The 15,170-nt window shown below is 44.9% G+C and carries 14 protein-coding genes; all 14 read right to left on the bottom strand.

The window, feature by feature from the left end; translation table 11 throughout:
- Window positions 1-63: 63 nt before the first annotated feature.
- A complete protein-coding gene (rseP, locus tag O3627_RS07105; protein ID WP_004192407.1) occupies window positions 64-1,320 on the bottom strand; it encodes an RIP metalloprotease RseP in 1,257 nt (418 codons plus the stop codon).
- Window positions 1,321-1,547: 227 nt separating this feature from the next.
- Window positions 1,548-2,351: a phosphatidate cytidylyltransferase gene (locus O3627_RS07100; RefSeq protein ID WP_004192411.1), complete on the bottom strand. Its 804-nt coding sequence runs from the start codon at window positions 2,349-2,351 to the stop codon at window positions 1,548-1,550.
- A 20-nt stretch (window positions 2,352-2,371) separates the two neighbouring features.
- A complete protein-coding gene (locus O3627_RS07095) occupies window positions 2,372-3,121 on the bottom strand; it encodes an isoprenyl transferase (protein ID WP_011837535.1) in 750 nt (249 codons plus the stop codon).
- A gap of 230 nt (window positions 3,122-3,351) precedes the next feature.
- Entirely contained in the window at window positions 3,352-3,687 is a 336-nt protein-coding gene (gene yajC, locus O3627_RS07090; RefSeq protein ID WP_004192420.1) for a preprotein translocase subunit YajC, read from the bottom strand.
- 177 nt (window positions 3,688-3,864) lie between these two features.
- The gene (gene tkt / locus O3627_RS07085; protein WP_004192423.1) at window positions 3,865-5,841 is read right to left on the bottom strand and encodes a transketolase; all 1,977 of its coding nucleotides are present in this window, start codon (window positions 5,839-5,841) and stop codon (window positions 3,865-3,867) included.
- Window positions 5,842-6,139: 298 nt separating this feature from the next.
- Entirely contained in the window at window positions 6,140-7,231 is a 1,092-nt protein-coding gene (gene ulaG / locus O3627_RS07080) for an L-ascorbate 6-phosphate lactonase (protein WP_002899062.1), read from the bottom strand.
- 182 nt (window positions 7,232-7,413) lie between these two features.
- Complete coding sequence (locus tag O3627_RS07075; RefSeq protein WP_002916527.1) at window positions 7,414-9,105, bottom strand: transcription antiterminator; 1,692 nt, start codon at window positions 9,103-9,105, stop codon at window positions 7,414-7,416.
- A gap of 172 nt (window positions 9,106-9,277) precedes the next feature.
- A complete protein-coding gene (locus tag O3627_RS07070; protein WP_002916529.1) occupies window positions 9,278-9,979 on the bottom strand; it encodes an L-ribulose-5-phosphate 4-epimerase in 702 nt (233 codons plus the stop codon).
- Entirely contained in the window at window positions 9,979-10,842 is an 864-nt protein-coding gene (locus O3627_RS07065) for an L-ribulose-5-phosphate 3-epimerase (RefSeq protein ID WP_002916530.1), read from the bottom strand. Before O3627_RS07065 ends, O3627_RS07070 begins: the two co-directional genes overlap by 1 nt.
- A 3-nt stretch (window positions 10,843-10,845) precedes the next feature.
- Window positions 10,846-11,511, bottom strand: a complete 666-nt coding sequence (locus O3627_RS07060; RefSeq protein ID WP_032909969.1) for a 3-keto-L-gulonate-6-phosphate decarboxylase UlaD — start codon at window positions 11,509-11,511, stop codon at window positions 10,846-10,848.
- A 53-nt stretch (window positions 11,512-11,564) separates the two neighbouring features.
- Window positions 11,565-12,050 carry a PTS sugar transporter subunit IIA gene (locus O3627_RS07055; protein WP_032909924.1) on the bottom strand — a complete coding sequence of 162 codons (486 nt, stop codon included), beginning with the start codon at window positions 12,048-12,050 and terminating at the stop codon, window positions 11,565-11,567.
- Window positions 12,051-12,198: 148 nt separating this feature from the next.
- Window positions 12,199-12,477 carry a PTS sugar transporter subunit IIB gene (locus O3627_RS07050; RefSeq protein WP_002899074.1) on the bottom strand — a complete coding sequence of 93 codons (279 nt, stop codon included), beginning with the start codon at window positions 12,475-12,477 and terminating at the stop codon, window positions 12,199-12,201.
- 29 nt (window positions 12,478-12,506) lie between these two features.
- Complete coding sequence (locus tag O3627_RS07045; RefSeq protein ID WP_125382564.1) at window positions 12,507-13,964, bottom strand: PTS ascorbate transporter subunit IIC; 1,458 nt, start codon at window positions 13,962-13,964, stop codon at window positions 12,507-12,509.
- Window positions 13,965-14,495: 531 nt separating this feature from the next.
- Complete coding sequence (locus O3627_RS07040; protein ID WP_002893837.1) at window positions 14,496-14,753, bottom strand: hypothetical protein; 258 nt, start codon at window positions 14,751-14,753, stop codon at window positions 14,496-14,498.
- Window positions 14,754-15,170 lie beyond the last annotated feature (417 nt).

Raw genomic sequence — 15,170 nt, 5'->3', positions numbered from 1 at the left:
AAACAAAACTCCTTGACTTTCATTGAATAATTTCTTTTTCATGGCTATATGAGCTTCGAGCTCTTAGAAGAATAATTTCATAATATCGTTCCAAGTAACGGCAATCATCAAGATGACCATAATAGCCACTCCAGACAGAGTGATATAGGTCTCCGTTTCTCTTTTCAGAGGTTTTCTGCGGATAGCCTCCAGAATATTGAGGACGATTTTCCCGCCGTCCAAGGCTGGAATGGGAATCAGGTTGAAAATACCAATATTGAGCGACAGCATGGCCAAAAGGCTGAGGACTGCTGGCAAGCCTTGCTCTGCAGCCTGACTGCTGAAATTGTAAATAGCGACCGGACCGCCCAACTTATTGATATTGAAATTGAAGATGATATCTTTCAGAGCTGACAAAATGCGAACTGTGGTAGACCAAGCTGCAGTAAATCCGCCAATGACCTTGTCCCAGAAGCCTGTCTTGACCGTTGGAGATACCCCTAGCAGATAACGATTGCCGTCTTTTTTAGGCTGTACGGTAATCTCTTTCGTTTCGCTGCCGTGTTTGTAGGTAACAGACAAGGTCGGCGCTTCCTTGCTCTTGCCTGTGATTTTCGCCAGAGCACTGGTTAGATCCGCCCAGTTGCTAATCTTATAGTCATTAATCTTAAGGATTTGGTCGTTATTTTGAACCCCAGCAGCTGCTATGGCACTACCATCCATGACTTGAAAATGATTGCTGTTTTCATCACGAACGCCGCCCTGAACAAAGGCCAGCAGCATAAATACCAGCACGCTCAGGATGAAGTTATTCATAGGGCCAGCAAAGTTGGTAATGAGACGACCCCAGATACTAGCATTCTGATACTGAACATCCAGTGGTGCAATCCTCACCTCAGTACCGTCTTCTTCAACAATCGTTGCATCATGATCTACTGCATAAGTCTTGAGCTCATCAAGAACAAGACCAGTGATTTCCAGCTTTTCCTCAAAGTCAAAGCCGGTCACATTCATGGGCAGAGCTGTCTGGTCAACCTTTTTGCCAGAAAGATTGATGCGAACCACCTTGCCCTCTGCATCCAAGGTCAGACTAGCCGGTGTCCCCACCTTAATGTCAGTAGAGTCTTCCCCCCAGCCGGCCATACGCACATAGCCCCCCAAGGGTAAAATCCGAATCGTGTAGGCCGTTCCGTCCTTGCCAATATGGGAGAAAATTTTGGGTCCCATACCGATAGCGAACTCTCTGACCAAAATGCCGGACTTCTTCGCAAAGTAGAAGTGTCCGAACTCATGGACCACCACAATGATCCCAAAAATAATAATAAAGGTTATAAACTGCATGGACTTCTATATTTTACCTTTCCTAGAAATCTTGTTTTTTCTTTAAATCAAAGAAGGAGCAGAAAACGGCCAAATACCGAGCTTTCCGCCCCTGCATAGCTGACACTCCTGAAAATAGGTTAGAAGCTCAATTCAAAATTTTTGAGCTCCAAATCCCAGTTTCTTCTCAGATTGTGCGGTCGTTAGACAAGCTTGCCATCCCTTGCTTTCAGCTATGCTCGACTGTCTTAGAACAAGCCGAAGAAATGCATCAGCGGAAAGACGAAGAGAAGGCTGTCAAAACGATCCAAGACACCGCCGTGGCCAGGAATGAATTTCCCAGAATCCTTGACCCCGAAATGACGCTTGACTGAGCTTTCGACCAAATCACCCAACTGGCCTGCAATACTAAAGAGCACTGCCAGAATCAAAAAGACAAAGGCATTATAAGGTGCGTACACTTGCGGTCGAACCAACATAAAGATTCCAGTCACTAGAACGGCTGATAGAATGCCGCCCAGGCTTCCTTCAATAGTCTTATTAGGAGAAACTCTCGGCGCCAGCTTTCTTTTACCGAAACGCACCCCAATCAGATAAGCTCCGCTGTCAGTAGCCCAGACGATAAAGAGAGCTAGCAGGACCTTGTCAATATTCATCAAGCGGGCATCAATCAAGGCATTAAAGCCAAGACCGACATAAAAACTCGCTGCAATCGGATAGGCCGCATCTTCAAAGGTGTAGTTGGAACCTAGAACAGTCGAAATCAAGAGAAGGAAGACGACCAAGCCATAGGCCACGACATTGCCGTCGACCGGCAGAAACTTCAGATAGTTTTCCAGGGGCAGGGTTAGGACAAAGGCTGCCAGCATGGCTAAGACACCTTCGATGGTCGCTGTCGGCAGGCCTTTCATTTGGAGAAATTCATGCACCGCCAGCATAGCCAGCAGCCCCACAAAAATCTGAAAGACGACTCCTCCTGTCAATACCAGAGGAATAAAAATAGCAAGAGCGATTCCTCCAAAGATTAGACGTTTTTGTAAATTTTTACTCATACTCTTTTTTACTTTCTCCCTTAAACACCGCCAAAGCGTCGATTCCGACGGCTGTATTCTGCAATTGCAGCCTTCAAAGCCTTCTCATCAAAGTCAGGCCAGAGAATATCCGTAAAATACAGCTCACTGTAGGCTGACTGCCAAGGCAGAAAATTGCTGAGGCGCAGCTCTCCACTGGTCCGAATCACCAGATCCGGATCGCGCAGCATCTTGGGCAAATTGCTGGTATAGAGGTAGTTGCCAATGACTTCCTCAGTAATGTCACCAGGACTGAGTTTGGCATCCAAAACATCCTGAGCAATCAGTTTAACCGCCTGATTGATTTCATATCGGCCACCGTAGTTCAGGGCAAAATTGAGAATCAAACCTGTATTGAGCTTGGTCAGGCTTTCAGCCTTTTCCAGAGCTTCAAATGTCGCCTTAGGAAGCTTAGCCGTGTCACCAATCATCTGGATCTTAACTTTGTTCTTGTGCAGCTCCGGCACATAGCGGTCGTAAAATTCAACCGGCAAATTCATGATAAAGGAAACTTCCTTTTCCGGCCGAGACCAATTTTCCGTTGAAAAGGCATAGACAGTCAAGACCTGAACACCCATTTCCTTGGCGGCAATCGTCACCCTTTGCAAGGTTTCCATGCCAGCCTTATGACCGAACACGCGCGGCTGCATCCTTTTTTTGGCCCAGCGGCCGTTGCCGTCCATAATAACAGCAATGTGTTTGGGAACATTCAGCGGTGCGTTCAGCTTTTCTTTTTTCTTAAAACTAAACATACTTTTTATCCTATTTAAAGTTTTGTCAGTTCATTATATCATAAATCCTTGGAATGTGGGCAATTCATCCGCTTTTTCAAGCCTGAGAGCATAAAATAAAGACAGAATATCAACCAGAGAATCCAAACTCACCCAGCCTGTCCAAACTGCGAGGCAGATAAGGTTGCAATCAAACACCTCCTAGCTACATGAACCAAAACAAAAAAACAGCCCGTAAGCTGTTTATTTCTTTACTCTTCAATCGCTGATTCTTCCTCGGGAAGGTCAACGCTTCCTTCACCGCCAGCAGCAGCAGGAATGCCCTCAGTCAATGGCAGTACAGTTTTAATAGCTGTCAGTTCAAAGGTCAGGTAAACACCGTCCACATCCAGAACAACTGTTTTCTTATCTGTGTCCACTTCATCTACCGTTCCATACAAACCGCCGATGGTAATAACTTCATAGCCCTTTTGCAGCTTGTTAAGACTTTCCATACGCTGCTGAGCCTGTTTCTTTTGGGCACGCATCTGGAAATAAGTCATCCCTACCAGTACAACCGCAAATACAATAAGCATAATTGGATTCATATCTTTTCTCCTTCGAATGTCATATATGAACTACTATAGCAGATTTCCCTTATTTTTACAAGACGATTCTGACTTTTCAAGTAAAGTCCGTCTCAAGTCGGAGGAAGCATGACTGGCCTAACCACATTTTTTAAAAAGCAAAAATCAGGATGAACAACACCCTGATTTTATGTCTTTTTATTTAAGATTTTTAACAACTTCTGCTACGTGCTCAACTGTAAAGCCGTATTCTTCCAGCACCTTGCCTGCTGGAGCAGATGCACCGAACTGGTCGATTCCGATAACTGCACCGTCAAGACCAACATACTTGTACCAAGGCTGGCTAGCTGCCATTTCGATAGCTACACGGCGACGAACTGCATTTGGCAGAATTTCTTCTTTGTAGGCTGCATCTTGAGCATCAAAAAGCTCTGTTGATGGCACGCTAACCACGCGGATTTTAGCGCCTTCTGCAGCAAGTGCTTTAGCAGCTGCAACTGCCAAATTAACCTCAGAACCAGAAGCCAGCAAGATAGTATCGAAATCTGCTCCTGTTTCGTAGACCACATAAGCACCTTTAGCTACCTTGTCAAAGTTTGTGCCTTCTTCGACTGTTAGATTTTGACGAGTCAAGACCAGAGCAGTCGGAGTGGATTGGCTCTTAAGGGCCAGATACCAAGCTGCCTGAGTTTCACGCGCATCTGCTGGGCGGAAAACAGTCAGGTTTGGAATGGCACGCAGACCAGCCAAATGCTCAATCGGCTCGTGAGTTGGTCCATCTTCACCAACTGCAATTGAGTCATGTGTGAAGACATAAGTCACTGGTAAACCTTGAAGGGCAGACAAACGGACAGCTGCCTTAACATAGTCTGAGAATACGAAGAAGGTACCACCGTAAACACGAAGACCACCATGAAGCGCCATACCATTAAGAATCGTACCCATCGCAAACTCGCGCACACCAAATTGGATGTTGCGGTTGAGACGGTGAGCATCATCTTGCAGGCTGTCTTCCTTGATGTAGGTCATATTGGAGTGAGCCAAGTCAGCAGAACCACCGAGGAAAGTCGGAAGCACCTTAGCTGCTGCATTGAGGGCATCCTGACTGGAATTACGGGTCGCTTGAGAGAAGCCATTTTCAAGCACTGGGAAGTCTTCTGGTTTGATTTCTACTGGATCCTGACCAGCGATGATAGCTGTTACTTCTGCTGCCAATTCTGGATGGGCTTGCTTGTAGTCCTCTACCAGCTGTTTCCAAGCATCGTAAGCTGCTGCACCACGCTCTGCTACATTTGTACGGTAATCTGCATAGACTTCCTCAGGAATCTCAAATGGCGCATAGTCCCAGCCTAATGCTTTACGAGTAGCTTCTGCTTCTTCTGCTCCCAGAGGCGCACCGTGAACTGCATTCGTTCCTTGCTTGTTTGGAGAACCGTAACCAATAACCGTCTTAACTTCAATCAAAGATGGTTTTCCGGAAGCTTTAGCTTCATTGATAGCTGCATCAATCGCTGCAAGGTCTGTTCCGTCTTCCACCAAGGCAGTATGCCAACCGTAGGCTCCATAGCGGGCACGAACATCTTCTGTAAAGGAATCCTTGGTCTCTCCATCTAGGTTGATATCATTTGAATCATAGAGAACAACCAACTTATCCAGCTTTTGCAGACCAGCATAAGAAGCAGCTTCAGCTGAAACCCCCTCCATCAAATCGCCATCACCACAGATGACATAAGTGTAATGGTCGAAAATTGGATAGCCTTCACGATTATACTTAGCAGCCAAGAAACGCTCTGCCTGAGCAAATCCAGTAGCTGTAGAAATACCCTGTCCCAGTGGGCCAGTAGTGGCATCAACACCAGCTGTGTGGCCAAACTCTGGGTGACCAGGTGTCTTAGAACCCCATTGGCGGAAGTTTTTGATTTCCTCCATGCTGACATCTTTAAAGCCAGACAGATGAAGCAAAGCATAAAGCAGCATAGAGCCATGTCCTGCAGACAGGACGAAGCGATCGCGGTTAATCCAGTTTGGCTGTTCTGGATTGATACGAAGTTGTTTAGTAAACAAGTCATAAGCCATCGGTGCAGCACCCATGACTACGCCAGGGTGACCTGACTTAGACTTTTCAATCGCGTCAATCCCTAAAAAGCGAATGGCATTAACTGATAATTGTGACATTGGATTCTCCTTATTTTTACTAAAATCTGTCCTGACATCAGAACAGGATAAACAATGGTCGTAGAAACGATAAAAATTGTCTCATATCTATTATAAGAAAATTATCCCTATATCGCAAGATAGGGATAATCTCATCGGATACTTTCTGAAGCCTTTATCCATTTGAACTTTTGCTTCATCAAGTAGAAAAACATTTTATAATCAATGAAAATCTAAGGGCAAACTTGAAAGCTAGCCAAGGACTGAATTTGAAAACAGCATGGCAGGGCTGACAAGGTTTAAAGATTTTCAAAGAATATTAAAGGAGGGCTTTAAATTGAATATTGGACTCTTGCTCGAAACAGTCATCAAAGCCACGAGGATGGTGGTATTCGATTCTATCTTTGTCCAGAGGATAGGTATACTTGCCGCCCACTTCCCAGATGAATGGATGGAACTGATATTGAAGGCGCTCTTTGCGCATCTTCCACAAGGCTAAAATCTCATCCGTTGAAGCCATAAAGTTGGACCAGATATCATAGTGAACTGGGATGATGACCTTGGCCCGCAGGTTTTCAGCCATACGCAGTAAGTCGATAGACGTCATCTTGTCCTGAATACCGACAGGATTGTCACCATAGTTATTGATAGCTACATCAATCTGGAAGTCCTTACCGTGCTTGGCAAAGTAGTTAGAGAAGTGAGAGTCTGCACCGTGATAGATGGTTCCGCCTGGTGTTTCAAAGACATAGTTAACTGCCTTGCGTGCCATTTCTTCATCGGTCACAGCCAGTCCCGCCAGTTCCCCATCTTGAGCTTCAGCACCTTCGACTGGCAGAGTCACCAGACAGGTACGGTCAAATGATTCAACAGCTGTCACCTTGATGTCCTTAAACTCAAAGCTTTCACCTGGCTTGATTACCATGATGCGTTCTTCAGGCACACCCCATTTTTTCCAAATTTCGCCACACTCATAAGGTCCGACAAACTTAACATGGTCCAAGTTAGGATTGTTGACAATAGCCGCTGCGGTATTGATGTCAATGTGATCGCTATGGAAATGAGAAACCAAATAATAATCCAGTTCATTAATAGCAAAAGGGTCAATCACCATAGGCTGCACACGCAGATTCGGCTGCAGCTTGCGAACACCGGCCATATTAGCCATTTGGTGCCCTCTGACCATATCTTTGACCTTTTTGGTTGATTTTCCGCGATTAGACCACAGGTCCATGACTACATTAGCACCGCCCGGCGTCTTAATCCATACACCGCAGTTGCCCAGCCACCACATAGCAAAGTTGCCTTCTGGCACCACTTCTTCTTCAATTTCTTCATTGAGCCAAGTGCCCCATTCTGGAAAAGTTGACAAAATCCAAGATTCTCTGGTAATGTCTTTCACGTTTGGCATAGTCCATTCCTCCTCAAAAAATGATTGATTTCTATGCTTCTAGTATAGTCTGCTTCAGGGGATAAAAAAAGACCAAATAAAACACAGGTCTGTGTTCAAAGCTGGACTATGAAGCAAGACTTGCTCTTATCCCTTTTTTAAGAAAATACTCCTTTTTCAGCTAAAAAGCTAGGAACTATTTCCTAGCTAATATTTTTCATCCAGTCTTCTGTGTCTTCAGCGGAGCCAGTCAGCAGTTTCTCGTGGACTAATTTTTGAATTTTTTCTTTTAATTCCTGAGTGCGGCTGACATCTTTTACATAGCATGATAGCAGTTTTTCCAAATCATGATTAAAAGTGTTGGCCTGTTCAGGACTCTGAGTCATGACAAAATGACTGATATTGAGAATATCCTCATGATCCAAAATCGGATGAACCTGAATGACTGGCAGATCTGTCTCCAAATCTTCATTGGTAGTGATTAACAGATCAGCAGTGAGCACATCTTCGACACTTTTGAACTGCTCGGTTGTAAAGACAGCTTCCAAACGCTCATTAGGCAAGTAATAACGGCATTGTTTCAGCAGTAGCTTTGAAAGGCCCACTCCTTCATCACAGACCAGATAGATTTGTCGATTATCCTGCTGCTCTGCTTGACTATTTTTCAAAGAGCCTCCGATATGGATAGTCAGATAAGCAATATCGTCATCTGTCAGCGCCACAAACCACGCTTCTTCTAAAATCACAGCAGAGGATTTTGTAAAAGTAAATAAATCAGCATACTTGGACTTTATGAGACGCGTGAGCGGATTTTTGGACATAATGCCGTAGGTCTTGCGAAAGAGCAGCGCCTTACAGTGGGTTAGGAGATTACGCAGCAAGTCATCCCTATTCTCAATCTCATAGGAAGAAGCTTCAAAACGCCAGAGAAAGGCCTCCAGAGCCTCCTGCAGTTGGGCAAAATCCTGACTAGTCGCATGAATATCCTTATCCTTACGATAAGACAGTAAAAGCACGGCCAGAAGCGAGATTTCAATATCATTCAGTCGAATGTCTAGCTCATGCTCCATGCGCTCACTCAAGAGCTTGGCCACCCGATACTCGATCCGCTTGCGAATGAGACTAAATTCCTGAGAGATACTGTTCTCTTCTTTCGCTTCCAGCTCCATATTGCGACAGCTGAGTAGCAGATAAGGCAGTACTTCCAGCATAAAGCCAATCTCATGACTGTTGATTTTTTTGCCCAAGTCCTGCTCTACTAAGGGAACTTGCTGACTGAGAAAGCTCTGTAGTTGATGAGATAGGAGCACTTCTCCATCAAAGAGTTCCTTGAACTTCTTCACCAAAACATCTACGAAAGCTTGGCTGCCCTCAATAAAAATATGATAGAGCAGGGAGTGCACATATTGAATCTTATTAAGAGGATGGCAGTCCAGATAATAGCCTCTGGCCTTGGTAGAATATAAGTTAACTAAATACTGCTCTGTCGTCAGTTGATTGCGGATATCGTTTAGGTCATTAAGCACGGTATTGCGCGAGACATCTGTCAAATCCATCAGCTTTTCGATGGTCACCCGCTCCTTGGCCGTACAGATATAGAGGGATACGAGCTGCATGCGCTCATTTGCACTCAGGATGTAGCTGTGGGTATCCACATGAAGCAACAACTCTCGGCACAAATTCTTCTGCTGCTCTGTCAGTAAAATCCCCACCCGCGGCTGGCTAACAATCTCTTCTTCATAGTCCGCCAGAGCATCATTGATTTTTTCCAAATGATAATAAACTTTTCTGCGCGATTGGCCCAGCTCTCGGGAAATAGTCATAATAGTAGCTGCTTCTTGCAGCCCAATCAGGTAGCGCAAGAGTTCACAACTTGTTTTATCCAATAAAATCATGATTCCTCCTTTAAAAAATATTTACAGGACATTATAACATTAGGATATTACAATATGATGAACGAGACGTGACGACAACTCCTAATCCCTTCCCAGCCGACCTACTGCTCAAACGACAAAAGGAGAGAGCATCTGTCTCTCCAACTTGCAAAGCATTTCTAGTAAACTTTGCTTAACCTCTCTGTCCATAATAGGCGTTAGGACCGTGTTTGCGCAAATAGTGCTTGTCCATCAGATATTTAGGTGCTGGCTTGACGCGTGGATTAATCTGCTCTGTAAAGCGCGCCATCTTAGCCACTTCTTCCAGCACAACGCTATGATAGACTGCTTCTTCCGGCGACTTACCCCAAGTGAAAGGACCGTGGTTGCGCACGGTGACGCCAGGTACTGCCATTGGATCAATGTCACGCTCGCGGAAGGTCTCAATAATCACACTGCCTGTTTCCAACTCATAGGCGCGGTTGATTTCATCCTCAGTCAGAGAACGAGCTGCTGGAATGGGACCATAGAAATAGTCTGCATGAGTCGTCCCGTAGAAAGGAATATCCCGACCAGCCTGAGCCCAGCCAACAGCCTCTGTCGAGTGCGTATGAACAACACCGCCAATCTTAGGGAAGGCCTTATAGAGTTCCACATGGGTTGGAAGATCAGAGGAAGGATTGAGCTCTCCTTCTACAAACCGGCCGTCCAGATCTGTAACTACCATATTTTCTGGCGACAGCTTTTCATAAGGGACTCCGCTAGGTTTAATCACGATGTAGCCAACCTCTCGGTCAATTGCAGAGACATTGCCCCAGGTAAATTTGACCAAACCGTGCTGGGGCAAGGCTACATTGGCATCATAGACACGTTTTCTCAATTCTGGTAAGAGCATTACATCAACCCCGCTTTCTCAATGAGTGGATAGAGGAAGTCTTTGGCTTCCTGAATGGCTGCTTTGGTTTCTTCTACTGTCTCGCAGTTTTCAGACCACATTTCAATAAGGAATGGCCCCTGATAGTTGGTCTGCTTGAGGACAGCAAACATTTCTTCCCAGTCAACGCAACCCTTGCCAAAAGGCACATCTCGAAACTGGCCTTTGGACTGCTCGGTCACGGCATAGGTATCTTTCAAATGCAGGGCTGCAATAGCTTGATGCCCCAGCAGAAACTCACTGTAAAGGTCATTGTGCCAGGCAGAGACATTGCCTGTATCCGGATAGACAAAGAGATAAGGCGAATTGATTTCTTTCGCGACAGCCAGATATTTCTCAATGCTGTTGATAAAAGGATCATCCATAATCTCAATCGCCAGCATGACCTGAGTCTGCTCCGCCCAATCACAAGCCTGGCGGAGATTTTTCAGGAAACGAGCACGAGTTTCAGGAGATTTCTCCTCATAATAAACATCGTAGCCTGCTAGCTGAATGACCCGTACTCCCAAGTCCTGAGCTAGCTCGATACACTGCTTCATAGTTTCCAGTGACTTAGCTTCCAGCTCTGGATCATTGGAGCCCAGCGGGTAGCGGCGATGGCCGCTAAAGCATATGGTCGGAATGCGGACGCTGCTTTCATAAATGGCCTTTACTAACTCCAGCCTCTGCTCCTTAGACCAGGAAAGGCGAGCTAGACGTTCGTCCGACTCATCCACCGACATTTCGACAAAGTCAAAGCCTAGTTCTTTGGCAAAAGCTAAACGCTCAGGCCAGGAAAAATGCTTGGGTGTCGCCTTTTCATAAATTCCAATTGGACGTGCCATGGCTTACCCCCAAATTCGCTTGATTTCATCTTTAAAGGCCCGCGCAGCAGCAGCCGGATCTTCAGCCTCAGTAATACCGCGTCCAGCAATGAAGGTGAAGACATCAACTCCTTCAAAGAGTTTGAGCGTATCAATATTCAGACCGCCTGTCACTGATACACGGAAGCCCATTTCAATCAGCTTCTTGACCTTATTAAGATCCTTTTCTCCCCAAGTTTCCCCAGCCAAAAGAGCATCACGGGATTGGTGGTAAATAGCCTGAGAAATACCTGCATCCAGCCAAGTCTGAGCCTGTTCATAAGTCCAGTCTCCGTAGAGTTCAACCTGAATTTCCCCACGTTGGCCGCGCTCTTCCTGAATAGCTTTCAAGGCTGCCTTCATGGTTGGAATGGTGGCTGAGCAAATACAGGTCATCCAGTCTGCACCACGCACTGCATTGTTTTTAGCTACGGTTCCGCCGGCATCCGCACACTTGGTATCAGCCACGATGATTTTCTCTGGGAAAAGGCTGCGGAGCACTTCAACAAGCTCGCTTCCCACCTGCAAGAGACAGACCGTTCCTGCCTCAATGACATCTACTTCATGGCCGACAGAGACAGTCGCCTTGATGGCTCCCTGCAAGTCCGAATGATCCAATGCTACCTGTAAATTTGGAATCTGTTTTGACATCTTTTTACCTCTCTTCTTAGTTTCAATCATATTCTAATCTTTCTAAGCATCCATCAGGAATCCAGATCCAAGCCCTGCAAGTAAGGACTGTCCTTTGATTCCTCTATCAGAGCCAGCACTTCTTCGTCACTCTTGCAAGCCTTAATCCGCTCAATGGAATTTTCCAGCTCAAAAAGTGCAATAATCTGCGGAATGGCTACGCTGGTATGAATCTTGGAGCTGGTAGCCGCCAAAGAAAGCAGAACACTGACCTCCTTACCATCTGAAAAAGTGACTGGTTCTGTCAGCGTAATCAGGGAGAAAGCGTCGCGATTAACCCCAGCTTCTGGTCTGGCATGAGGCATCGCCATGCCCGGCATGAGAATGTAATAGGGGCCATATTCTTCTGTCGACTCGACGATGGCATCGTAGTACTGAGGCTGAACAGCACCGCTCTCAATCAAGGGATCTACAGCCAGTTTGACTGCTTCCTGCCAAGTCGCGGCTGAAAGACCCAAACGAATAGACTTGTTGTCTGTCAATGCTTGTTTTAAATTCATTTCTCTTCCTTTCATTAGATACAAGGGGCATCCTCAATCCTTTCCAGAATTTTAGCCCCTGCTCAATCTCACAATAGATAATATAGGAAGGTGGGGCAGCCTAACCACCCCACCCTAACTGAGAACCCATCTTCATAGATATAAATTCTTACAATACCTGACTTAATTTTTCAGTGATTTCCTTATCATCCATCAAGTTATCCAAGCCGATTAATTTTCCATTGGTTCGGCCTTCCAATTCATTGATTAAATGCAGAGAAGCAATGACAATATCGTAGCCCGAAGCTAAACTTTTAGCTTCTCCGACACTGCAAGAATTGACCGTAAAGTCTGTTTGTCCCAAATTACGAAGTGCATTTTCCACTTTCATTTTAATCACCATAGATGATCCCATGCCATTTCCGCATGCTGTTAATACTTTAACCATTTTAGTTTCCTCCGAAATCTTATTTTATATTAATCTTCTGCCTGTACCTGACCTTGATAGTAGGCTTCCTTATCCTTCGCTCTAGCGAATTGCAGCTGAGGAATGAGTAAGAAGAAGAAGCAAACCAGAGCGTAACCGATAATACCCAGATATTTGAAGATGTAGCCAAAGCCTAACCATGGAATTTCAAAATCGATATTACCGTGATATCCGCCGTAAGAAGCCAAGCCTAGCAGAGCCACACAGAGAGCACCAAGGGCTACCTGCAGCACACCTGAAATAAATGATAGGACAAGGGCTGCTTTCCAACCACCACGCTTGTCGGCATAGACTGCAATCGCTGCATTGTCAAAGAAGACAGGAACGAAACCAGTGATAATCAGGATTGGATTTTTGAAAACAATCAATAGTACAATGGTAATCAGTTGACCAACCAAACCAAAGGCAAAGCCGGAAAGAACGGCATTTGGTGAGCCAAATCCATAAGACGCTGCCACATCCACCGCTGGGAAGGAACCTGGCAAGAGCTTGCTTGAAATACCTTGAAAGGCATTAGTCAGTTCTGATACGAACATGCGCACCCCTTGCATGAGGATGAAGAGATAGACTGAGAAGGTAAAGGCTGTCTGAATGATATACATATAGAAGTCTTGCTTGGCAGGGTCAAATGGTGTACCAGTCGTGATAACTTCTTTGTTGGCCATAACATCTGGTCCCAAGACTAAGAGGATAGCACCGAAGAAGACTAGCATCAAAGTTGCAGAAGCAACGACAGTATCATGGAAGATAGACAGGAACTTAGGCAGCTTCAGATTGTCCAGATTTTCTTCTTTTTTACCAAAGAAAGGCGCAACCTTATCAACGAACCAGATGGCAAATTGCTGCTGGTGACCGATGGCGAAACCACCATCTCCAGTCAAACGCTGAGTAGCTTCGACAGTCATATTGGAACTGACAGCCCAGTAGAGACCACAGATGAGGCCGATAGCCAAAGTTCCCCAGCTATTGCGCAGCTGCGGTACCAGCAAGAGCACCATCAGTGATACAGTAGCAGCCTGCTGAACCATGATGTGACCAGTGATGAAGAGAGTCCGAATCTTAGTGACCTTACGGAAAGCTACTAGTAGGATGTTGAAGCCAAACCCAATCAAGAGAGCTGTTGTAGCTGTTCCGACAAAGTTTGGGAATTCTTCCGCAATCTTTGTATTCGCCGCTGTCAATCCAAAGTAAGGATCAATGACTGCAGCCCCAATTTTGAACTTAAAGTTCAGGGCTGCCAGAATTGGTCGGAAAGTATTCACCAGACCGGCTGCTCCGGCATTAAGAATCAAATAGCCGACCGTTGCTTTAATGAAGCCAGCGAACACATCGTGGGCCGGTTTCTTGAGCAGTGCATAACCGATTAGCACCAAAAGGCCGACGAAGAAAGCTGGATTTTGCAGAATGTTCTGCGAGAACCAATTTAGAATATTAAGAAGGATATTCATGGTAACTCCCCTTTATTTTTTATTTTTCTTATTCTTATAGATTTATTATAAATCTTGAAAACGGTAACAAAAAGACCAAGAATTACACAGGTGACTGTTCACTCTTGGACTGTCAAAAAAATCTGCCCATAAGGACAGAAAAAAGTAAGAAAGTGAGCATCGCTGCTCCTAAGTTCGACTGCGCCTCTGGCTTGTCTCATTAAGTTTTTTCAGAACGTAGTTTTCGCTTACGCTCAAACTGCATCAATGCCTCTAAGCTCTGCTCGACTCTGCGAGCCGGCAATTGCTAAGAAATTAGCGGAACGTAGACTTCGCCTGCGCTCAGTCTGCATCAATGCCTCTAAATTCGACGGCGCCCACGGCTTGTCTCATTAAGTTTTTGCGGAACGTAGTTTTCGCTTACGCTCAAACTGCATCTATGCCTCTAAGCTCTGCTCGACTCTGCGAGCCGGCAATCGCTAAGAGGCATAGAAAAACCCAGCTATCCAAATGGTTAGCTGGGTTAGGGTTGAGCTACATCATAGTTTTAAACTATCCTGCGGCCTTTTGATGAATAGTGATGCCATATTTTTCATGGTTTTCTTCATACCAATTAATTAAGGCCATCGCAGTTTGATAAGTAATGTTTTTAATTTTGCTGGTTCCTTTAGTTAAGGTCAGGATACTCATCTTGCTGATGTTTGCATCCGTCGCAATTCGATAACTAGTTAAGGTTCCATTAACTAACAACTGAACAACAGCCTCGACTTTCCTATAGTCGGGCATGGTTGTAATATCCAACTTTTTCATAATTAAATCCTCTCCTAAAATTTAATTTACTAATCCATTATACACTTTTTTCTGACATTTACATATATAAAAACTTGAAAATGTACAAAAAAATTAGAACATAACTCATTGAAATGTCAACTTTTTTCATTTTTTACAGACTTTTGATAGCCTTTTACCTCTATTAAATAAAAAAAGAATCAACATTATCGTCTTTTGTTACTCTGTTAGCTCGACTTTCCATACTCCTGTTTTTTTCTCCATTTCCGTATAGCTAGGCCGACGAGTAGATAAAGAGTAGTCGGAATCATCCCCACTGAAAGCGAGAAGAGGAAAGCTTGATTTTTTTTACCGAGACAAATCCTAGTAATAGTAAAGGATTTATAACTGCATCCTCCATAGTGTACATAATTACCAGGGGCAATACAGACTTAGTAA

It is taken from the genome of Streptococcus sp. 27098_8_82, assembly GCF_041431615.1.
Classification (GTDB): domain Bacteria; phylum Bacillota; class Bacilli; order Lactobacillales; family Streptococcaceae; genus Streptococcus; species Streptococcus sanguinis_K.
This window is presented reverse-complemented; position numbering and strand designations above follow the sequence as displayed.